This window comes from Mesorhizobium sp. M1088, assembly GCF_040318575.1.
Taxonomy (GTDB): Bacteria; Pseudomonadota; Alphaproteobacteria; order Rhizobiales; family Rhizobiaceae; genus Mesorhizobium.
In genome coordinates this window covers 37039-58433 of the sequence record NZ_JAMYMO010000038.1, presented here as the reverse complement: position 1 = coordinate 58433, position 21395 = coordinate 37039, and the positions used below count along the sequence as shown (strand labels likewise).

Below are 21395 nucleotides of genomic sequence, written 5' to 3'. Positions count from 1 at the left end.
GCGGTGCGCCGAACGACTTGTCGATGACGACGTTGCGGCCCTTGGGGCCGAGCGTGACCTTCACCGCGTCGGCGAGGATGTTGACGCCGCGCAGCATGCGCTCACGAGCGTCACGGGAGAATTTTACGTCTTTGGCAGCCATTTTTTACTCCTGGGCATTCGCCCGAAATTCAGATTGGATGGTGCGGATGAAAGGCGGCGGCGTGTCAGCCGATGACGCCCATGATATCGGCTTCCTTCATGATCAGAAGGTCTTCGCCGTTGAGCTTGACTTCGGTGCCCGACCACTTGCCGAACAGGATGCGGTCGCCGGCCTTGACGTCCAGCGGGACGAGCTTGCCGACCTCGTCACGGGCGCCGGAACCGACGGCGATGATCTCGCCTTCCTGCGGCTTTTCCTTCGCCGTATCGGGGATGATGATCCCGCCGGCGGTCTTCGCTTCGGACTCGACGCGGCGAACGACCACGCGGTCATGCAGCGGCCGGAAATTCGACTTTGCCATTTTTGGATTTCCCTGGTGCGGATGTTGAACGGTTCTCCGTTGCCGGAGCGTGGTTAGCACTCACCAGAAGCGAGTGCTAACGCGGCAGTGAGATAGGCCGTAGGCTCCTGCTAGTCAAGACGGAAGAGGGACGGGCGAAGAGCAAAAGAGCGTGGAAGCACCGAGCCTTTTACGTGAAAGACGTCGGAGATAGGACATGGATGAGGCGGCTCACCATTTGTAATTGAAGGCTTTATTCATTTGGCACGATCGGTGCAGCGGATGATCCGCAAACGTTGCGCGCGACCGATATAATGAGAGGTGAGCGCCATCAGGATTCCCGCGTTAACGATCCACTCGGTCTTTACGGTGTGGCCGCCGCGCGGGCGCCAGGACTCCGGCCACCCGATAGTCACCGCAAGAACTGGCTGCGCATCGCCGCTGAAGGCGCCAGGATGGACATTCTGCTGAATTTACCTGCGGCGCTGTTTCATGGACGCGCGTTGGGCCCCCCCATTTTCTATTGCCCGCCTCGGCTCATGCGGGGCGTGGCGTTCTGGGAGGATTTGCTCACCATGGTTCATAGTGGCGGCGCATACGTCCGGTGAGCGCCTCACCTGAGGCCACATGGCGGTCGTGGAGATTGCCTCAGAAGCGGCGCCCAATCGGAAACCTTAGCACCTCCGCGTTTTGGCGTGGCTGCTTGAACTCTTCGACGGCAACCGCCTCAATTAACAGGTCCAAGGCTTCGCGTCCCCTTCGACTCATCGGGTCATCGCCACAAAGGTAGTCATACGCTCGATCTAAATGCACTCGGGCGGCGGAAAAATCGCTTGTCATAGGACCCTCTCTAACTGCCCGCATTGCCGTCTACGAGGTGAAGGTCGCGCAATCGTCAATATCTACAGACAAATCTGAATTAAATCGGAGATGATCGGGGGAGTAGCTAGGATGTCACCCACGGTGACTGAACCGATCGACATCGACGCCGAGGTCTCGGCATTCCTCGCGCGGCTGGAGGCCGAAGTCCCCTGACATGATGCCGCCGTCGAGCCCGCCGACGGGTCACTCGCTGGCGCTCGGTCGGATCATAAATGCCGAGCACCCCGTTCCGAGACCACCTTTGACTTCCGTCATTCGATGCAGACGCGCGGAATCGGCCCCGATCTTTGCGGCGTAGAGCCAGAGGCCGGCCGCCAGGTCCCAGGCCGGTTGGCTCCAATCGCGCTAGGTCGTGTGGATCAGGTTTGTCCACACCACTTAGCTAGGGGCGACAATATGCCATCGAAGAAGAAATGGCGCAGGTATTGGGTATCGATCCGTCGGAGCACCCAATCCCGCCCGCAACGCGGTTCGCAGCCATCTCGACCGATTGGTGGACTCCTGACTGCGGGATCTAAGGAGCTTTTCCTAGTCTATAGCTAAATTGAAAGACGCCGGACCCCCGATCGAGCCAACCGCGACCCAACCTACTGGACTCCAGAGCGAATAGAGCGCGTGCGGCTCGAGCGACTTGAGAGGAAAAGGAAATGGCGCCTCGGCATGACTGACTCCGACTGCCTGAGCGCCGGCATCGCCTTTCAGTGCGCGCAAGGGGAGCGTTCCGGTGGCCAATGCTGCTGTTGGAACGGAGCAGGTGGGTTGTTCTAGCAACACGGTTGAGTGTCCGGGGTGCCAACAATGAACAAATGCGCAGGAACACTCGATCCGCGCATTCGGCAGGCCTGCCTACAACCTGTGCAAGTGCACAGGTAGCGAAGGTGCGCGCGTTCAAGCACGTTTGAGTGTCGGCGCAATTTCCATGCCGACCACCAACGGAGATTTCTGCGATGACCAACAACATGCGACTAATGAAAGCGAGCGAGATTCCGCCTTCGTTAACAAGGTGATCGAGGCTGGCTGCGACATCTGCGCATCGGCCACTTAGGCTATTCGCTAGGCGACGATGACGGGAAGGTACCCTGGCGCAAGGTAAAAAGAATCGTAGAAGAGTTTGGGGATCGTGATCACCTGCTACCGGAGATCGTTGCCTACCTTCGCTCGAGTTGGTCGGTATATAGAACCCGAGTCGTCAACGAGCGAGGGCCGGGAGAACGCACTAAACACGCACTCGAAGTTGGAGCCCGCCGCGCCCGCTGCAAAAGTCTGCGACGACTTTGGTGCCTTTTTGGAAACTTCCCCGGTTGGACGGTATGGGTGGTCTCCAGCGGCACCGATGGAGCAACGTTTGGTGACGTTATATAGACGCCCGAGAGCCGTGGCGCACTGGCAGAAGACGGCTGGACACCTTTGACTTCGCATCAACCTTGACGAAACTCTTCCCTGGAATTGGATACCTGTCACCGTGACCTACGCCGAGGCCGCTTGATGGCGACAATAACCCACGTCTTCACAATCGACCACGTTTCGCAAATGATCGGGGAGGATCTCGAGCTCCTTCAGGCGATCGTCAGCAACGATGACAATCTCAGCTCTGGCAGTATCATCAGTGTCCATGACGGTAAGGAGAAGGCAATAACCGCTCTCACCGACGACGGCATTGACGAGCTAACACAGATGCTTACCCATGCTCGCCGCTCGGCCGAAAAGTGGAGCGACTTCCTCGATGACTTCGTCTCGGATCCCGACAGCATCGCGCGCATCAAGGCGAGGTCTTCGGCGTAAGACCGACGGCTGCGGCAAAGTTGAGGACAAGCCGATCAATATGGTTAACTTTGCCGCCACCTCGTCCAGAGTAGCGGTAAGCCGGTTTATCTGCGAGGCGGTTGCAGCCAGCTCCGGGCCGTAACGGGTCACGAGATATTCCCAGTTCTGGCTGAGGGAGTGAAGATGTTGGGCGGTTTTCGCGCGAAGGCGCAGCCTCGCTTCCAAGGCGAGTTCCGTGCGCGCCGACAGATCGTGCTGCATTTTGCGGATCTGATTGGGGCTGTGCCCACGGTGGAGCAAAAGCGCGGTCAGATAGAGTTCGATCGCGTGGATTGCCGACAATCTGAACGGCGCTCGAGTGAGCGGCTTGCCTGGCCGGCCGAGCCGAAGCAGCAGGGTTGCCGCCTTGCGGTACTCTTCCGCAAGCTCGTGGATCTGCAGCGGGAAGGCTAGCTCTCCTGGGTATTTTCGTTCTTCAATCTCCATTCATGCAATTAAAATGCCACGCAGAAGTTTTGGTAAAGAGCGAACAATCGTATTCTTCGGCACTTTCCATTTCTTGGCATCGCTATCGCACCGAGCAAGACCTGCGGCAGTGGGGATCTGCGTCGACGCGACCGCAGTGGTTCTCGACGGATGAGAAGGGCGCATGCCGCGCCTGGCTTATCAATGCCTCGCGGATCGGCGCGGGAAGAGATCAGGTGGGCGTCTCCCTGCGGGCCGGGCTGCGGGCTTCGCTGAAGCCGGCCTGCGGTCGTCTTCACCCCTTCGGGCACGCATCCCTGACGCACCCGCTGCCGCAGCCCCGGCGCTTGGCCTGGCTTGAGTAGGGATAAAGCGCCTTACCTCGTTACCGAGGCGGTTTCTTCATCTCCGCTGCGAACCCCGGCGTGCGCGTTTTACCGCATCCGCCTCTCCATGCGTGACTTCGACTACGGGCCGAGGGTGCCTGGTAGCATTCCAGGGGCTCGTTCAATCCATTCCCAGGCGCGGGCGCCGTGCGCATACCGCAGGCGTTTTGTGTCGGCGAACTTGGCGAGTTTTCTTCTATGCAATCTGCATCACTGACCGGGTTGAGCTCGTCAATGACGTAGGCAAGGATTCGAGCTTCCCTCGGCTGGGGTGTCGATCCCGCCGCAAAGGAACTGCAACTTGCCGTTCGAATGCAGAGCATACCGAACGAAGCGGAGAGAACCGGCCACCGCTTGACCATTGAGAGCGCCTTGAGATGCTTCGGCCAATGGCCGATGGCATCACGCCCGCGTTTCCCTCTTGAAGCGTCATCGCGCCGACAACACTTTGTGCGACGATCGGCGGGCGCCGATGTGGCCCCTGCCTCACGTGAACTGGCTGTTCAGCAGGTCGGGAGGAACAAATGAAGGCCGAGGCTTTCAGCAGCCCCATTTTCGTGAAGCGCTCCACCTACATCGTGCAAGAGATTGCAAGTCTTGCCGAAGCCATCGATCTTCTCGATGAATGGCCGCCAGATCGCAGAGATCGTGCCCACGAAACTGCCCTTAGGACGTGCCATGATGCCTACGATGGGCACAAGCCTGTAGGTGCGGCGCGTAACGCGCTTTACGACTTTGCAAAGCAGGTTGGCATATTAGAGGATGCGACCTCTGCGATGCAGTGGATTGCTGCCTGCAAAGCGGGCACCGCAAAAGTCTAAATCCTATTCGCCGATGCGACTGGGGCGAGGCGCGAGTAACATTCGGTTTAGCATTCGGCCTGTCGCCGCAGACTGGCTGTCAAGGAGGGAAGGGGGAGGGGAGATGGCCGGCTCGAGCAGATTCGAAAGGCCAGTCATTGTGCAGGTCGGCCGCCATGGCTCAGAGCGTATCGTGCTCGACGTCAATGACGCCGCCGCTATCTTGCTGCGGGATATTGGTCGTCAGACCGAGAAGAGTAGGATAGCAATGGACGTGTGTCTGCAGGTGCTGCGTGGGAAGGCTCGGTCGCCAGCTGCTCGAGGCGCTTTCGTCGTGGCCGCACTCGAAGCAAAGATACTGCGCGGCGATTAAACCGAGCTCTGGCACGGGTCATCTCTTCGGCCTCTCGCTGCCTGGTACAGCCGTCGGATATGACCCATCAGAGCGCGGCAAGGGAGGTTGAAGCGCGTCGTCGCCGTGCTCGCGAGCGACCCGCAAGCCCAAGGGATAGGCCAACTGGCCAACTGCGCTGCGCCCTCGGCTCGCGTTGCCGCCTATCCTGTTTGCGGATTGAGACGCATACTTCCTGGAGCGCCGGACAGCAGACTTTCTATTGTTGGAGGCTGAGCGGGAGCCGGCGCAGCGCTGCGGCCCGATCCGGCGTGGAGAGCGCGGGCGGGGCTTGGCTTCTCAACGAAAGCACCGGCCCAAACTAAACTCATCACATACCGTCGCTATGTTATGGCAGCTGCACCATATCCCGCTTTCGCCGGCAAGGGGCTCGGAACGAAACTCCGGAGTAGCCGGGAACGGTCGAATCCGGCGCAAAGGTGTGGACGGAATCAGGCCGGCGTCACCACGGCTTCCTCAATGATGTGATGAACTTATCCTACGGCATAGTCAGGAGCTCCTCGTCAGCGCGATGATCACCGCTCGGCACCATTCCCAGAACGTTCAAAGCAAATGTAGCCCTGCAAGTCGCTCTTGAGCGATATGCCGGTCAGGGCGATTTGATAGCTGCTTCAGGCCGTCGCTTCGCGATGCGGTTTTGTTTTGTGTTGCCAGCCCCCGCTCGCGGGGTGGGCGACGCTCCTTTCTAAGCCCGCTGCGGCGTGCCGCAATGCCTGCTTGGCTCACATTCTCCACTCCGTTGCGGCCCTCCGGGTGCGGCCCGCCTCGTTCAGCGGGCCAAGCCAGTCGCTTTCTGCCGCCCACCCCACTCACGGGTAAGGCGCGGGAGATTAGCGACCGGAAACGAAGATCATGCGCAGACCGGCAAGCGTGGTGCCCGTGGCGAAGTGGGCGGGAACAAGAACGAGGCTCCAAGGGGCGAGCCTTTATTGCGAGATCACCGACCGCATCATCGCAGATTTGGAGCGGGGCTCGCTGCCTTGGGTCAAACCCTTGGGGCAGCGCCAAATCAGCTCTTGGCTTGCCGAAGAATGCCGCCACCGGTCGCAACGTTCCGGCATCAACATCCTGATCCTGTGGGGCGCGCTGATCGAGCGCGGCCACCCCGGCCAGAACTGGCTCACCTTCCGGCAGGCGCTTTCGCTTGAGGCAATGTCGAAAAGGCGAGCACGGCTCGACTATCGTTCATGCCGATCGCTTCATCCCGAAGAACGAGAAGGAACGCGCTAGAAAAGAAGACACCGAGCCGCAGGCGGTGCCCTTCCTCAAGCGTTTCACCGTCTTCAATGTCGCGCAGTGCGAGGGCCTGCCCGAGCAGTTTTACACCCAGTCTGAGCCGCTGCCCAAACGCGAAATCATCCCGCAGGCCGAGGCGTTCATCGCTCCCAGCGGCGCAGAAATTCGCATCGGCGGCAATCGCGCCTTCTACACGCCGGGCGGCGACTTCATCCAACTGCCGCCGCAGCCCGTTTGTTTGCCGAGGCCTCGCGGACAAGCGACAGGCAAGGTACGCGTGCAACCCAAATCCCTCCCTGGCCGAGCAGTTCGCCATACTGGCGGCATGACAGCGGCCGGTCTCGACCACCTTCATGACGCAGAAAAACTTTGCAACACAACCCATCCGCCGCCGCCAGCACCTGCTTGCGTGTCGCTTCGGAGGGTCGGCCGGTTCCCGAAAGCACGTAAGATGCCGTTGCGACCGACGCCTGCCACCGCCGCGACTTCCTTGATTCCGGACCGTTTCAGGGAATGTGCCGCCGGCCGGTAACGTCAAGCGGCAACGAGCCGCATGATCGTATCGATATTGAACTGGATGCGCTGCTCCAGGGCGTCCTTGGCCATCAGGTCCCGCTCGTAGATGATCGAACCGGTGAAGCGGTTTGTCAGGTAGTAGTAGCCGACGGCCGCGATGGTGATGTTGAGCTGCACGGGATCGATGCCGTCGCGGAGGACGCCCGCCTTCACCCCGCGCTCAAGGATGCTCGAGACCAAGTTCACGAGCTTCCTGCTGGAGACCTTGACGATCTCCGACTTTTTCAGGTGCTTGGCTCGATGCAGATTTTCGCTGTTGACGAGCGTCAGAAATTCCGGGTTCTTCAGGTAGTATTCCCAGGTGAAGCGCACCAGTTTTTCGAGCGCTGCCTTCGGGTCAAGATCTTCCAGGTGCAGCTTCTGCTCGGCGTTGCGAATATCGAGATAGGCCTCTTCGAGAATGGTCTGGAACAGGCCCTCCTTGCTCTCGAAATAGTGGTAGATCATGCGCTTGTTGGCCTTCGCCTTCTCTGCGATGTCGTCGACGCGCGCCCCACCCAAGCCTTTCTTTGCAAATTCTTTTTTTGCCGCCTCGAGGATGCGCGCTTTGGTGGCTTCCGCGTCGCGGATGCGCGGTTTTCGTCCCGGTTTTTCGTTTCGTTCGCCCGTCATGTTTTGCGCCTGCCCTCTGCCGCGGTCGGGATTTCTTCCCTGCAACTCATACACGCGCGTCGCCGTCCGTCACAGCCGTTCGACGCGATTGCTTGTCTTGTCTTGATCATACTGAAACCGCTTGACTTGGGCAAACTAAAAGAAGTAACTGGTTAGTGCGTTAAATGGCGTAGGTCACGCCGGAGCGCCTCGCCCGAAGGCAAGGCTCTCCTGTCGACAGCAGCGCCAGTCGTGACGCGCGAAGCGTTTCAATCGAAGATTGGGAGGAACCAATGTCGACCTTTATCAAGGATTTCATCGAGCGCGAAACGGTCAGCCGTCGCAATTTTCTGTTCGCAGCTGCGGCCGGCATGGGCGCGGCTGCCGTGCCGGGACTATTCGGTGGCGGCATCGCACGCGCCGCGCTGGCAGACCCGGCGATTGCCTGGAGCTACCGCGACCGCGCCTCGGCATACTGGAACTCTGTCGTCTCCGGCGGCGAGGCCTTCGTGGAGTCGCTCGGCAAGCCGAAGAGCACACTCATCAGCCTTATCAACGAGGGCTCGACGGAAAAGTCGCTCGCTGACATCAAGGCCTTCCTTGCCAAGAACAATGGCAATTGCGCCATTGCCTGCGATGCCAATGACAGCCCGAACGCCCGTCCGGTCGTCGAGGCCGTTCAAGCTGCCGGCGCCTATGTGTCGACGATCTGGAACAAGACCGACGACCTGCACCCCTGGGACTTCGGCGACAACTATGTCTCGCACATGACTTGGTCGGACGAAAAGCCGGCGGAAGAAACCGCCCGCATCCTCTTCAAAGCCATGGGCGGTGAGGGTGGCGTGGTCCATCTCGGCGGCATCGCAGCCAACAATCCGGCCGTCGAGCGCCTCAACGGCCTCAAGAACGCACTGAAGGACTTCCCGAAGGTCGAGCTGCTCGATGCCGAGCCGGCCGACTGGGACACACAGAAGGGCGCGGCACTGATGGCCTCGTTCCTGACGCGCTACGGTGACAAGATCAAGGGCGTGCATTGCGCCAATGACAACATAGCCTACGGCGTCATCGAGGCGCTGCGTGCCGAGGGCATCGAGAACATGCCGATCGTCGCCTATGACGGCAATCCGGAAGCCGTGCAGATGGTCATGGATGGTCAGCTACTCGCCACCGTCTTCACCAATCCGCATTGGGGCGGCGGCATCAGCGCTGCACTCGCCTACCATGCCGCCATCGGCACCTTCAAACCTTCCGAGGAGCCGAAGGAGCATCGCGAATTCTATGGCCCGACGATTCTCGTTACGGCCAAGGACGCGGCGGAATTCAAGGCGAAGTACCTGGATTCCGTGCCGGCCTACGACTGGAAGGACTTCTGGGGCCCGTCGAACGGTCAGATCCAATACAAGTCCTGACCATAGGCAGGGCGGCAGCCGTACGCTGCCGCCACATCTCCTGCGAAATTCATTAGAGGGGTGTCTGACGTGACACGTCGCCTTTCGCGCGAAACCTTGATCAAGTGGGCGCCGCTACTGGTGCTGATCGCGCTGCTGATCTTTTTCACCGCACTCAACCCGACCTTCTTTTCCTTGCGGAACTTTGCCCGTATCGCGATCGCGGCGGCCCCGGCGCTCATGGTCGCCGTCGGCGTCACCTTCATCATCGTCATGGGTTCGATCGACCTTTCCATGGAGGGAACGGTCTCGCTCACGGCGGTCTCCTTCGCCTTCATCTTCGCCCAGCTTGGCGGCACGCTCGCCGGCTTCGGCTGGATAGCCATTCCGCTTGTGCTCGTGCTCGGCGGCATGCTCGGGCTCTTGAACGGGCTGGTGCATGTGAAACTGAAGATCCCGTCCTTCATGGCAAGCCTCGCCATGGGCTTTGTCGGCACCGGTGCCGCGATCCTGCTGACCGGCGGTGATATCGTGAAGGTCAGCGATGCCACCTTCCGCGGCCTGCTCACGGTGCGCTGGCTCGGCTTCCCGCTGATGGTCTATGTCGCGGCCCTCTTCCTGTTCGTCGGCAGGTTCATCCAAACCCACACGACGCTCGGCCGCAATTTCTACGCTGTCGGCGGCGGCGAGGACCTCGCTCACGCCTCGGGCCTCAACGTCGCCCGCGTCCGCGTCACCGGCTTTGCGCTCGCCGGCGTCTTCTACGCCATCGCCGCGATCCTCGTCGTCGCCCGCATCGGGCAGGCGGAATCTGTGACGGGCGCAAACTTCATGTTCGTCTCCATCACCTCTGTGGTCGTCGGCGGCGTGGCGCTCTGGGGCGGCATCGGCGGCGTGTGGAACGCGCTCGTCGGCGTTCTTATCGTCAACGTCATCGACAACGGCATGGTCGTCATCGGTCTGCCCGATTTCCTCCAGGACGGAGTGCTGGGCCTCCTCGTCATTCTTGCGGTGGTGCTTTCCACCGACCGCAAGATGGTTTCCTTCGTTAAGTGAGGAGCGCCATGTACGAGCTGAAAGCCGTCGACAAGAAATTCCCCGGCGTCCACGCGCTGAAGTCTATCAATTTCCACATCAAGCGCGGTGAGATCGTCGGTCTCGTCGGTGAGAACGGCGCAGGCAAATCCACGCTGATGAAGGTCATCTACGGCGCCTACCAGCCGGATGGCGGCCAGGTCCTTATCAACGGCGCGTCCGTTCGCTTCGCCAATCCGCGCCAGGCGATGGAAAAGGGCATCGGGATGGTGTTCCAGGAACAGTCCCTGATCCCGAACCTCTCTGTCATGGAGAACATCTTTCTCGGCTACGAGCGCCAGTTCGTCCGCTTCGGCGTGGTCGACTGGAAGGCGATGGCGAGCGCGGCCAAGGCGCAGCTCGCCAAGGTGAAGCTCGACATCGACCCGGTGACGGTGACCTCGAAACTCTCCTTCGCCCAGCGCCAGCTTGTCGAACTCGCCAAGGTTCTGACACTGGAGGAGCGGGTGAAGGGCGACCTCGTCATCCTGCTCGACGAGCCGACCTCGGTTCTATCGAAGGAAGAGGTCGAGCTGCTCTTCAAGCTTGTGCGGGAGCTGACGACGCGCGCCTCCTTCATCTTCGTTTCGCATCGCATGGAAGAGGTGATGGAGCTCTCCGACCGCATCTATGTCATGAAGGACGGCGAGGTGGTCGACGTGGTAGAGCGGGGCGGCGCGACGGCGGAGGCCATCCAGCACAAGATGGTCGGCCGCAACGTCGACAAGCAATATTACCGAGAACACCTGCAGAAGCCGTTCGATGGCTCGAAGGTGCTGGTCGAGATGGCGGCCGTCGGACTGCCGGGCAGCATCCAGGATATCTCGTTCAAAGTGCATGCCGGTGAAGTCCTGTGTCTCGTCGGCACGGAAGGTTCCGGGCGCGAGGCGATCCTGCGCACGATCTACGGCATGCTGACGCCGGCGACCGGCCGTCTCAAGATCAAGGGCGCTGACGCCACAGGCTATTCGCCGCGCCAGTCGGTCGCCCATGGGGTCGGCTATGTGCCGCGCGAACGCAAGATCGAAGGCATCGTCGCCGGCATGAACGTCTACGAGAACATGACGCTCTCGCAGATGCGGAACCATTCGAGCGGGGGGGTACTGCGCGTTAACGAGGAGCGGGCGCTGGCGCGCGACTGGATCAAGAAACTCTCGATCAAGGCACATTCGGAATTTGCCGATTGCGGCAATCTCTCGGGCGGCAATCAGCAGAAGGTCGTGCTGGCCAAATGGCGTTCCGCCGGCTCCGACATCATGTTGCTCGACCACCCGACGCGCGGCCTCGACATCGGCGCGAAGGAAGACGTCTACGACATGATCCGCGCGATGGGCGCGGCAGGCGTCGGCATCGTGCTCGTCGCCGATACGCTGGAAGAAGGGATCGGCCTGTCGCACACCATCATCGTCGTCAAGGACGGGCGCATCCAGAAGCAATTCGCCTGTAAGCCGGGCGCCAAGCCCACGCCCTTCGACCTGCTGCACCATATGATCTGAGGGAAGAGATGGATATTCAGCGCCTCAAACCGCACCTACCCTGGATCACGCTGGTCGTGCTCGTCGCGATCGTCGGCGTCAACGATCCCGGCTTCCTGCGCCCTTCGAACCTACTCGGCATCGCCGGGGATATCGTGCCGCTCTTCATCATGGCGCTCGGGCTCACCTTTGCTATCTATATCGGGGGCATCGATCTTTCGGCCCAGTCCATGGCGAACATGGTGACGGTCGTCGCCTCCGTATATCTCGCCTCCATGGGGGCGTGGGTCGCCGTGCTGTGCGTGCTTGCCGGCTTCCTGCTCGGCATGCTCTCCGGTTATGTGACGACGCGGCTTTTCGTGCCGTCCTTCATCTCCACGCTCGCTGTCGGCGGTGTCGCCTTTTCTATTGCGCAATGGCTCTCCGGCCAGCGCGCACTCAACATGGATGCCACACAGCGCAACGAGACCTTCGGCTGGATGATCGGCCGCACCTGGGGCGTGCAGCATGAGCTGCTGATTGCCGCGGCGCTCGTCGCGATCTGCCTCTTCATCGAGCGACGCACGACGCTTGGCCGTGCCCTGAAGGCCGTCGGTGCCGGCGAACTCGCGGCCGCGGCCTCAGGCCTCAATGTCGCCCGCTACAAGATTCTTGCTTTCGCGATCTCGGGCGCACTCGCCGCCATTGCCGGCCTCCTCTTTGCGGTGAAGCTTTCGGGCGGTGCGGCGACGATCGCCAACGGCTTCCTGCTGCCGGCCATCGTTGCGGTGCTCGTCGGTGGTACCCCGCTGACAGGTGGCGTCGGCGGTGTCGTCAACACCGTGGTCGGTACGCTCATTGTTGCCGTCATCCGCGCCTCGATGCTCTATTTCGAGATCGACGCGACGCGCCAGCAGATGGTTTTCGGCGTCGTGCTGATCGTCGCCATCGCGCTGACCATCGACCGCGCAAAGCTGCGCACCGTGAAGTGAGGATCTGGCCATGAGCACCATGCGCGCCGCTGTCCTCACTGCGCCGAAGCGCTTCGAACTCCGCGACGTTCCGGTGCCGTCCGTCGGGCCGGATGATGTACTGGTGCGGGTAACGCGCACAGGCATTTGCGGCACGGATATCCATATCTTCAACGGCCACTACGCCGCTGACCAGTTGCCGCTGATCCCCGGCCATGAGTTCTGCGGCACGATTGCTGAGATGGGCACCAATGTGCGCCATCTGGCGCCTGGTACGCGCGTGGTCGTCGACATTAATATCGGCTGCGGCACATGCTTCTGGTGCCGGCGTAATGAGGTGTTGAACTGCGCCGAGGTCACCCAGGTCGGCATCGGCAGGGATGGGGCTTTCGCCGAATTCGTCGCCGTGCCCGCGCGCCTCGCGATCCCCGTTGAGGCTAACATCGCTGACGAAGTTCTCGTCCTCACCGAGCCGGTCGCCTGCGTCGTCCGCGCCGCGCGCAAGGCGAGGGCGACCTTTGGCCAGTCGGTCGTAATCTTCGGCGCAGGGCCGATCGGCAATCTTCATGTGCAGATGATGCGGCTCGTCGGCGCGGCCCCCATTATCGTCGCCGATCTGTCCGCCGAGCGCTCCCGGATGGCTCTCGAAGCCGGCGCGGATGCGGCGGTGTCCGATCCGGCCGAGCTCAAGAAAACCGTGCTGCGGATGACCGGCGGACGCGGCGCGGATCTGGTGGTCGAAAGCGTCGGCAACAGAAAGCTCTATGAACAGGCTTTCGACCTGACGCGCCGCGGCGGGCACATCGCCTTCTTCGGCATCACGTCGCGGGGCGAGACGGTCCCCATCGATATCCTCCGCACGGTTCTGGAGGAGACGAGCCTCAAGGGCTCCGTCGCGGGCATGGGGGAGGATATGCATGACGCATTGACCCTTCTATCGCATGGCCGGTTCCGCACGGATGATTTCACCAAGGCGAGCTACTCCCTGGAGAATATCCAGGCGGCTTTCGACACCCTCGGGGAACGGCCGCACGACCTGAAGACGCAAATCGCCATTACGGCGTAAGACCTATCGAAGTGGAGGTATCCCGTGGACCAGAAAAACCCGTTCCTTTCTGCCCCGGCCGCAGCGCGCACCTTCGGCTTTTTCGTCGATGGCGAGTGGAAAGACGGCGCGCAATACTTCGAACGCACGTCGCCCGGCCACGGCACGCCTGTCACGCGCACGGTTCGTTGCACGGTCGATGATCTGAACGCCGCCGTCGCCGCGGCGCGCCGCGCCTTCGAAGATCGCCGCTGGGCTGGCCTTTCGGGTGCGGCCCGCGGAAGCGTCCTGTTGCGCGTTGCTGAAATCTTGCGCCGCCGTCGCGACGAAATCGCCTATTGGGAGGCGCTGGAAAACGGCAAGCCGATCTCCCAAGCGCGAGGTGAAATCGATCACTGCATCGCCTGCTTCCAAACGGGCGCCGGTGCGGCGCGCATGCTGCACGGAGACAGCTTCAACTCGCTCGGCGACGATCTCTTCGGCATGGTGCTGCGCGAGCCGATCGGCGTCGTCGGCCTCATCACGCCCTGGAACTTCCCGTTCCTGATCCTCTGCGAGCGCGTGCCCTTCATCCTCGCCTCTGGCTGCACGATGATCGTGAAGCCGTCGGAAGTGACCGCTGCAACGACGCTGCTGCTCGCCGAAGTGCTGGCGGAAGCGGGCCTTCCGGCCGGTGTCTACAACGTCATCACCGGTGCCGGCCGCAGGATTGGCCAGGCGCTGTCCGAGCATCCTGACGTCGACATGCTGTCCTTCACCGGCTCGACAGCCGTCGGCCGCTCCTGCGTCCACGCGGCAGCCGACAGCAACTTCAAGAAGCTCGGCCTGGAGCTTGGCGGCAAGAACCCCATCATCGTCTTCGCCGATGCCGATCTGGAAGACGCCGCCGACGGCGCGGCCTTCGGCATCAGCTTTAACACCGGGCAATGCTGCGTCTCCTCCTCGCGCCTGATCGTCGAGCGCTCCATCGCCGCCGAATTCGAAAAGCTGCTCGTCGAAAAAATGAAGAAGATCCGCGTCGGCGATCCGCTAGACGAGGCGACTCAGGTCGGGGCCATTACGACAGAGGCGCAGAACGCCACGATCCTCGACTACATCGCGAAGGGCAAGGCCGAGGGCGCAAAACTTCTCACCGGCGGCGGGCCGATCAATCTTGGTCGCGGCCAGTATATCGCGCCGACGCTCTTCTCCGGCGTTTCATGCGACATGGTCATCGCCCGCGACGAGATTTTCGGCCCCGTGCTGTGCTCCATGCATTTCGATACGTTGGAAGAAGCCATCAAGCTTGCCAATGACACGGTTTACGGTCTTGCGGCGAGCGTCTGGACGAAGAATATCGACAAGGCACTGATGGTGAGCCGCCGGGTTCGCGCCGGGCGCTTCTGGGTCAACACGATAATGGCCGGCGGTCCCGAAATGCCGCTCGGCGGCTTCAAGCAGTCCGGCTGGGGCCGAGAGGCCGGGATGTATGGGGTAGAGGAATATACGCAGGTGAAGTCCGTTCATGTCGAGATCGGCAAGCGCACGCATTGGATCGCATGATGGCCGCTGGCTATGACTATGTGATCGTCGGCGGCGGTACCTCCGGGTGCGTGCTGGCGGCGCGGCTTTCGGAAAACCCGTCCGCGCGAGTGTGCCTCATCGAGGCGGGCGGGCGCGATACCAATCCGCTCATCCACATGCCCGTTGGCTTCGCTAAGATGACGACGGGGCCGCTCACTTGGGGCCTGAAGACCGCGCCCCAGAAGCACGCCAACAACCGTGAGATCCTTTACGCGCAGGCCAAGGTGCTCGGGGGCGGGTCGTCGATCAATGCCGAGGTTTTCACGCGTGGTGTGCCCGCCGATTATGATCGCTGGGTCGAGGAAGGCGCGGAAGGGTGGGGCTTCGAGGACATCCAGAAATATTTCCTGCGATCGGAGGGCAATTCGATCCTCTCCGGTGCCTGGCATGGAACGGATGGCCCGCTCGGCGTCTCCAACATCCCCGAGCCGCAACGCATGACGCGCGCCTTCGTGCAGAGCTGCCAGGAGTTCGGCATTCCCTACAATCCGGATTTCAATGGCCCGGTGCAGGAGGGGGCGGGCGTCTACCAGACGACGACGCGCGACAACCGGCGCTGCTCGGCGGCCGTCGGCTATCTGCGTCCGGCCCTGAAGCGTCCGAACCTGACGGTCGTCACCGGTGCGCTTGTCCTGCGCATTGTCTTCGAGGGACTCCGTGCGGTGGGCGTCGACTATGAGGCCGGCGGCTACCGCACGACGGCGCGGGCGGAAAGCGAAGTGCTTCTTACCTCTGGCGCCATCGGCACGCCGAAGCTGATGATGCTCTCCGGCGTCGGGCCGGCCGATGCGCTCAACAGCCACGGCATCGAGGTGGTGCAGGACATGGCCGGCGTAGGGCAGAACCTCCAGGACCATTTTGGCGTCGACATCGTCGCGGAACTGAAGAACCACGATAGCCTCGACAAATACAACAAGTTGCACTGGTCGATCTGGGCAGGCATTCAGTACACACTCTTCAAGTCCGGCCCCATCACCTCCAACCTCGTGGAAGGTGGGGCGTTCTGGTATGGCGACAAGGCGAGCCGCATCACCTCCAACGTCGTGCAGGGTGGGGCGTTCTGGTATGGCGACGAGGCGAGCCCGACCCCGGACCTGCAGTTCCACTTCCTTGCGGGCGCGGGGGCGGAGGCAGGCGTACCGAGCGTGCCGAAGGGCGCGTCCGGCATCACGCTCAACTCCTATACGCTTCGGCCAAAGTCGCGCGGAACCGTGACCTTGCGCTCGGCCGATCCGCGCGCCTTGCCCGTTATCGATCCGAACTTCCTCGGCGACCCCGACGATGTAAGGATTTCCGCTGAAGGCGTGAAGATCAGTCAGGAAATCTTTGGCCAGCCTTCCCTGCAGAAATGCATCAAAATGTTGCATTTTCCCGATAGAAACGTGCGCACGCAGGAAGACTATGTCGCCTATGCGCGCCAATACGGGCGTACCTCCTATCACCCCACCTGCACCTGCAAGATGGGGCGGGACGAGATGTCGGTGGTCGACCCGCAACTGCGCGTCCACGGCCTCGATGGCATCCGCATCTGCGACAGTTCCATCATGCCGAGCCTCGTCGGCTCCAATACCAATGCGGTGACTATCATGATCGGCGAAAAGGCATCGGACATGATCCGCGGCAATGCCTGATCGATCGAGGCGTCTCAAGCAAAAGGGCGGCCTTGCGGCCGCCCTTTTGCGTCAGTCCCATTGGGGGACCCAGGGCAGTTGCCCCGGCTTGACAATGCGGTAACCGGTCGCGTTCAGGGCGTCGATCCTGTCCATGTCGATGGACGACAGCGTGAAATCCATGATGTCGAAATTCCCCCGGATGTTTTCCGGCTTCGTCGACATCGTGTTGAGCGGCACACCCTTCTGGAGAGTCCAGCGCAGCACGACCTGTGCAGCAGATTTTCCGTAGGTTTTGCCGATCTCGGCGAAAAGACGGTGCTTGAACACTTCGCCGCGGGCGATGGACGCGTAGGAGGAAAGCGGGATGCCCGTCTCCGATGCGGGGGCGAGGAGCTTCTGCTGGTTGACCAGCGGGTGAAACTCCACTTGGTTGGTGACGAGCGGTCCTTCGACCACGGCGCGCGCCACATGCATCATGCGTGCGGTATAGTTCGAGACGCCGATGGTATCCGTAAGACCCCTGTCCCGGGCGGATTGCAGGAGGCGCAGGGATGGCGCGACGTCACCGTCTGCCGGCGGCCAGTGCAGGAGAAGCGCATCGAGGCGATCGATCTGCAATGACTTCAGGCTGGCCTCGACCGAGGGCAGGAATTTTTCTTCTGAATAGTTGTCTGGATGCACCTTCGTGGTAATGCAGAGCTCTTCCCGCGCGACGCTGCAGACTGCGAGTGCCGCACCCGTATCGGCCTCGTTGCCGTACATCTGCGCCGTATCGAACGCTCGGTAACCGGCGCCGATGGCGGCAGCGATCGCGTGTCTGAGGTCGTCTCCCTTCAGCGGAAAGGTGCCGAAGCCGCGCTGAAAGCTCTTCTGGAAATAGATGTTCATGCCTCCTCCTTGGCTGTCTGGGAGCATCGATGGCGCCATGCGCGTCGACGCGAAAAACCTGCTTGCCTGATTGCCCAGGCCGTGTTTAATCTATAACTAGTTAGTTACTTAATGCAATGCGGAACGGAGGTGAAGTCGATGAAGAAGGTAAAGACGGCGGAGGAGGCGGCCCAACTCGTCAGGGATGGTGCGGTCGTTGCAGTCAACTCTTCGTCGGGCCTGTGTTGCCCTGAGGCCGTTCTCAAGGCGCTAGGCGAACGCTTTGATCGCGAAGGCCATCCGCGCGGTCTCACCTCCATTCACCCGATCGCGGCCGGCGACTTCTTTGGCACCCGTGGTGTTGATCACATCGCCAAGCCGGGCATGCTGAAGAAGATCATCGGCGGCTCCTATCCCTCGGGGCCAAGCAATGCCGAGCCGCCGCTGGTCTGGCAGATGATCCTCAAGGAGGAGCTCGCCGCCTGGAACGTGCCCTCCGGCATCGTCTTCGACATGCTCCGGGAGGGCGCCGCCAAGCGTCCGGGCGTGCTCACCAAGGTCGGCATGGAGACCTTCGTCGATCCCGATCAGGAAGGCTGCGCGATGAATGCGAGTGCGCGCGCCGAGCCGATCGTTCAGCGGGTTTCGTTCGCGGGAGAGGACTGGCTGCATTTCCCGGCGCTTCGCCCCGATGTTGCGATCATCCGTGCGACGACCTCCGACGAGAAGGGCAACCTCACCTTCGAACAGGAGGGTGCGACTCTCGGCGCTATGGAAATGGCGCTGGCCGCCCGCAATTCCGGCGGTCTGGTCATAGCGCAGGTCAAGCGGGTGGCGGCCAGCGGCACCCTGCGGCCCCATGACGTGCGCGTCCCCGGCATCCTCGTCGACGTCATCGTCGAGGCGCCCGATCAATTGCAGACGACGGCGACGCCCTATGACCCGGCGATTTCCGGCGAGCTCTTCCGGCCGCTCGAAACCTTCCGCCTGCCGGCCCTCGATGTTGGCAAGGTCATCGCCCGCCGCGTGGCGCGGGAACTGCAGGATGGCTGGGCCGTCAATATCGGCTTCGGCATTTCGGCCAACGTGCCGCGCATCCTCATCGAGGAGGGGCTGCACGGCAAAATCACCTGGGTGATCGAGCAGGGCGCCGTCGGCGGCGTGCCGCTTCTCGATTTCAAGTTCGGCTGTGCCTCCAACGCCGAGGCCTTCGTCGCCTCGCCCCATCAGTTCTGTTACTTCCAGGCGGGCGGCTTCGACTGCTCGCTCCTGTCCTTCCTGGAAATCGACGCCGAGGGCTCGGTCAATGTCAGCCGCCTGGCGGCAACGCCACACCGCACCGCTGGCGCCGGCGGTTTTGTCGATATCACGTCGCGTGCGAAAAAAATCGTCTTCTCCGGCAATTTCAATGCAGGCGCCAAGATGCACATCGAGGACGGCCGGTTGGTGATCGACATGGAGGGCCGCATCGCCAAGTTCGTGCCAAAAGTTGATCAGGTCAGTTTTTCTGGCAAGCGCGCCCGCGCGCAGGGGCAGGAGATCACATGTGTCACGGAGCGCTGCGTAATAGAGCTTGATACGGACGGACTTGTGATAACAGAGATCGCCCCCGGCCTCGACCTTCAGCGTGACGTCCTCGACCAGGCGGCGACGCCGTTACGCGTCTCGCAGACGCTCAGGGTGATGGACGATGCGCTATTCCGCGCTGGCACCATGGGGCTGGCGCTGTGAGCGATCCGCGCATCGAACTCCGAATCGAGGGACACCTTGCGCGGCTCACCCTGCGACGGCCGGAAAAGCTGAACGCGATCGACGAGGACATGGTCGATGCGCTGTTGCGGGCCTGCCGTACCATCGAGCGCTCGGATGCCCGAGTTGCGATCCTGTCGGGAGAGGGCGGCACCTTTTGCGCGGGGGGCGATATCGAGGCGTGGAGCAGCCTCGACGCCGACACGTTCTCGCGCCGCTGGCTGCGCGACGGACACGGCGCCTTCGATGCGCTGGCCCGCCTCACGGTTCCACTGATCGCGGTGCTGAACGGCCACGCGCTCGGCGGCGGGCTGGAGCTTGCTGCCTGCGCGGACCTGCGTATCGCCGAAGCGCATGTGAAGATCGGCCAGCCGGAGGCCGGCCTCGGCATCATTCCCGGCTGGTCCGGCACGCAGCGCGCCTCGCGCCGCTTCGGCACGCAGCTTGTCCGCCGCATGGCGCTTTTTGGCGAAGTCTACTCAGCTGATGAGGCCATCGCGCTCGGGCTCGTTGATCAGGTCGTGCCCACGGGCGAGGGTGGCGCCGCCGCACAGGCCGCCGCGGCCCGCGTGCTGAAGCGATCTCCAAGGGCGACAGAATTGACGAAGATGCTGATCAATGCCGCCGAGCACGAGGAGAGCGAACGGGTCGTAGAGGCCTTGGCCGGCGCGGTGGCGGCTGCATCCGAAGATCTCACGGAAGGGCTGGCGGCCCACAGGCAGAAGCGGCCGGCGCGTTTCGACAGATAGCTTTCGGTCGTCCCATACTCCTGATCCGTTTGGCGGTCTCATGAAGCCTGAAGACAAAGATTTTCTCGCACAACTCTTTCGCGCAGCGATCGAAGCCGCGGCTCCCGAAAAGGCCTTAAGCACATATCTACCGACCCGACCCAAAGGAAAGACCGTCGTCATCGGCGCGGGCAAGGGCGCCGCGCAGCTTGCCGCGGCTTTCGAAAGGCTGTGGGATGGCCCACTGGAAGGGGTTGTGGTGACGCGTTATGGCTATTCGGCGGCCTGCCAGAGGATCCGTGTGCTGGAGGCTGCCCATCCCGTTCCGGATGTTGCGGGGCTTGAAGCGTCTCAATCGCTTTTCGACGCTGTAAAGGGGCTTGGTGAGAATGATCTCGTCGTGGCGCTGATCTGTGGCGGCGGGTCCGCCCTGCTCCCAGCCCCGCCCGGCGATCTCACGCTGAAGGACGAAGCCGCTCTAAACAGCGCGCTGCTGGCGGGCGGTGCGCCGATTTCCGTCATGAACGCTATTCGCAAGCAGGTCTCCGGCATTAAGGGTGGGCGGCTCGCCGCCGCATGTCATCCTGCAAGGGTTGTGACGCTCGTTGTCTCCGATGTGCCTGGCGACGACCCGGCGCAGGTCGCCAGTGGACCGACCGTGCCGGATGCAAGCAATCGCAAAGAGGCGCGCGCACTGGTCAAGACATGGGGTGTCAAGCTGCCCGAGCGGATCCTGGCTTGGCTTGATGAAGACGTGGGCCAGCCGCCATCGCCTCATGACTCAGCCTTTGCCAGTCATGAGGTCCACATCATCACTTCTGCCCGCCTCTCACTGGAGGCTGCCGCGCAACGGTCGGAGGGGCTCGGCGTGCCCGCCGTCATTCTATCGGACTGCATAGAGGGGGAGGCACGCGACGTCGCGGGTGTTCACGCCGCTATCGCTCGCGAGGTCGCCAGCCGTGACCGCCCGTTCTTGCGTCCCGTCGTCATCCTCTCCGGCGGAGAAACGACGGTGACGATCAAGGGACGTGGCAAGGGTGGACGCAACACGGAGTTTTTGTTGTCGCTCGCGCTCGCAGGCGAAGGTGTGCCGTTTGCAGCACTTGCCGCCGATACGGATGGTATCGATGGCTCAGAGGACAATGCGGGGGCCTTTGCCGACGGCGCCAGCATGGGGCGCCTGCGGGAACTGGGGGCGGATCCTGCCGCACTGCTTGCCGGCAACGACGCCTGGACGGCGTTTCATCGTTTGGGCGACCTGTTCGTGCCCGGCCCGACAGGAACCAATGTCAATGACTTCAGGGCAATCCTGATCCGTTAGAGGTTGCCCGCGCCGCTTGTTGCAGCGC

The 21395-nt window shown here is 62.0% G+C and carries 19 protein-coding genes and 1 pseudogene; 15 read left to right on the top strand and 5 right to left on the bottom strand.

The genetic code is table 11. From position 1 onward, the window contains the following. Positions 1-206: 206 nt before the first annotated feature. Complete coding sequence (groES, locus tag NKH49_RS28350) at positions 207-503, bottom strand: co-chaperone GroES (protein WP_352458515.1); 297 nt, start codon at positions 501-503, stop codon at positions 207-209. Between the two features lie 627 nt (positions 504-1130). Further along, a complete protein-coding gene (locus tag NKH49_RS28345) occupies positions 1131-1322 on the bottom strand; it encodes a hypothetical protein (protein WP_352594214.1) in 192 nt (63 codons plus the stop codon). 1059 nt (positions 1323-2381) lie between these two features. Between NKH49_RS28345 and NKH49_RS35000 the strand changes: the two genes are divergently transcribed. Both NKH49_RS35000 and NKH49_RS28340 read left to right on the top strand, forming a co-directional pair. Beyond that, positions 2382-2726, top strand: coding sequence for a Y4lK-related protein (locus tag NKH49_RS35000; protein ID WP_502907957.1), 345 nt, complete (start codon positions 2382-2384; stop codon positions 2724-2726). 123 nt (positions 2727-2849) lie between these two features. Continuing rightward, positions 2850-3146 (top strand): hypothetical protein, encoded by a 297-nt coding sequence (locus NKH49_RS28340; protein ID WP_352622119.1) that lies wholly within the window; start codon positions 2850-2852, stop codon positions 3144-3146. On the opposite strand, the gene NKH49_RS28335 is transcribed toward NKH49_RS28340, so the two are convergent. Further along, the gene (locus tag NKH49_RS28335) at positions 3030-3614 is read right to left on the bottom strand and encodes a hypothetical protein (RefSeq protein WP_352928914.1); all 585 of its coding nucleotides are present in this window, start codon (positions 3612-3614) and stop codon (positions 3030-3032) included. The two genes, NKH49_RS28340 and NKH49_RS28335, sit on opposite strands and share 117 nt — an antisense overlap. A gap of 889 nt (positions 3615-4503) precedes the next feature. On the opposite strand from NKH49_RS28335, the gene NKH49_RS28330 reads away from it, so the two are divergent. The 3 genes and pseudogenes from NKH49_RS28330 to NKH49_RS28320 all read left to right on the top strand — a co-directional run. After that, positions 4504-4800: a DUF982 domain-containing protein gene (locus NKH49_RS28330; protein WP_352622114.1), complete on the top strand. Its 297-nt coding sequence runs from the start codon at positions 4504-4506 to the stop codon at positions 4798-4800. After that, a complete protein-coding gene (locus tag NKH49_RS28325) occupies positions 4742-5152 on the top strand; it encodes a DUF982 domain-containing protein (protein WP_352529051.1) in 411 nt (136 codons plus the stop codon). Before NKH49_RS28330 ends, NKH49_RS28325 begins: the two co-directional genes overlap by 59 nt. Positions 5153-6043: 891 nt before the next feature. After that, positions 6044-6608 (top strand): annotated as a pseudogene (locus NKH49_RS28320) (ArdC-like ssDNA-binding domain-containing protein); the annotation flags it as partial. Between the two features lie 353 nt (positions 6609-6961). On the opposite strand, the gene NKH49_RS28315 reads toward NKH49_RS28320, so the two are convergent. Then, positions 6962-7615 (bottom strand): TetR/AcrR family transcriptional regulator, encoded by a 654-nt coding sequence (locus NKH49_RS28315; protein ID WP_352517369.1) that lies wholly within the window; start codon positions 7613-7615, stop codon positions 6962-6964. A 272-nt stretch (positions 7616-7887) separates the two neighbouring features. Here NKH49_RS28315 and NKH49_RS28310 point away from each other — a divergent pair, with 272 nt between their 5' ends. The 7 genes from NKH49_RS28310 (at position 7888) to NKH49_RS28280 (ending at position 16720) form a co-directional block, all read left to right on the top strand. Further along, positions 7888-9003, top strand: a complete 1116-nt coding sequence (locus tag NKH49_RS28310; RefSeq protein ID WP_352928911.1) for a sugar ABC transporter substrate-binding protein — start codon at positions 7888-7890, stop codon at positions 9001-9003. Positions 9004-9072: 69 nt separating this feature from the next. Further along, positions 9073-10038 carry an ABC transporter permease gene (locus NKH49_RS28305; RefSeq protein WP_352928909.1) on the top strand — a complete coding sequence of 322 codons (966 nt, stop codon included), beginning with the start codon at positions 9073-9075 and terminating at the stop codon, positions 10036-10038. Between the two features lie 8 nt (positions 10039-10046). Continuing rightward, positions 10047-11552, top strand: a complete 1506-nt coding sequence (locus NKH49_RS28300) for a sugar ABC transporter ATP-binding protein (RefSeq protein WP_352517367.1) — start codon at positions 10047-10049, stop codon at positions 11550-11552. Positions 11553-11560: 8 nt separating this feature from the next. Next, positions 11561-12502, top strand: a complete 942-nt coding sequence (locus NKH49_RS28295) for an ABC transporter permease (RefSeq protein ID WP_352642360.1) — start codon at positions 11561-11563, stop codon at positions 12500-12502. A gap of 73 nt (positions 12503-12575) precedes the next feature. Further along, on the top strand, positions 12576-13547 hold the full coding sequence (locus NKH49_RS28290) for a zinc-dependent alcohol dehydrogenase (RefSeq protein ID WP_352928907.1): 972 nt from the start codon (positions 12576-12578) through the stop codon (positions 13545-13547). A 24-nt stretch (positions 13548-13571) separates the two neighbouring features. After that, positions 13572-15068: an aldehyde dehydrogenase family protein gene (locus NKH49_RS28285; RefSeq protein WP_352496354.1), complete on the top strand. Its 1497-nt coding sequence runs from the start codon at positions 13572-13574 to the stop codon at positions 15066-15068. Further along, complete coding sequence (locus tag NKH49_RS28280; protein WP_352928905.1) at positions 15068-16720, top strand: GMC family oxidoreductase; 1653 nt, start codon at positions 15068-15070, stop codon at positions 16718-16720. Before NKH49_RS28285 ends, NKH49_RS28280 begins: the two co-directional genes overlap by 1 nt. A 51-nt stretch (positions 16721-16771) precedes the next feature. Here the strand turns inward: NKH49_RS28280 and NKH49_RS28275 are convergent, their stop codons facing one another. Then, positions 16772-17590 carry an aldo/keto reductase gene (locus NKH49_RS28275; RefSeq protein ID WP_352928903.1) on the bottom strand — a complete coding sequence of 273 codons (819 nt, stop codon included), beginning with the start codon at positions 17588-17590 and terminating at the stop codon, positions 16772-16774. 138 nt (positions 17591-17728) lie between these two features. Between NKH49_RS28275 and NKH49_RS28270 the strand changes: the two genes are divergently transcribed. From NKH49_RS28270 to NKH49_RS28260, 3 genes are read left to right on the top strand one after another with little or no spacing between them, the layout of a single operon-like run. After that, positions 17729-19300: an acyl CoA:acetate/3-ketoacid CoA transferase gene (locus tag NKH49_RS28270; protein ID WP_352578182.1), complete on the top strand. Its 1572-nt coding sequence runs from the start codon at positions 17729-17731 to the stop codon at positions 19298-19300. Continuing rightward, positions 19297-20067: an enoyl-CoA hydratase/isomerase family protein gene (locus tag NKH49_RS28265; protein ID WP_352928901.1), complete on the top strand. Its 771-nt coding sequence runs from the start codon at positions 19297-19299 to the stop codon at positions 20065-20067. The genes NKH49_RS28270 and NKH49_RS28265 overlap by 4 nt, the downstream gene beginning before the upstream one ends. A gap of 40 nt (positions 20068-20107) precedes the next feature. Next, positions 20108-21367: a glycerate kinase type-2 family protein gene (locus NKH49_RS28260; RefSeq protein WP_352928899.1), complete on the top strand. Its 1260-nt coding sequence runs from the start codon at positions 20108-20110 to the stop codon at positions 21365-21367. Positions 21368-21395: the final 28 nt, after the last annotated feature.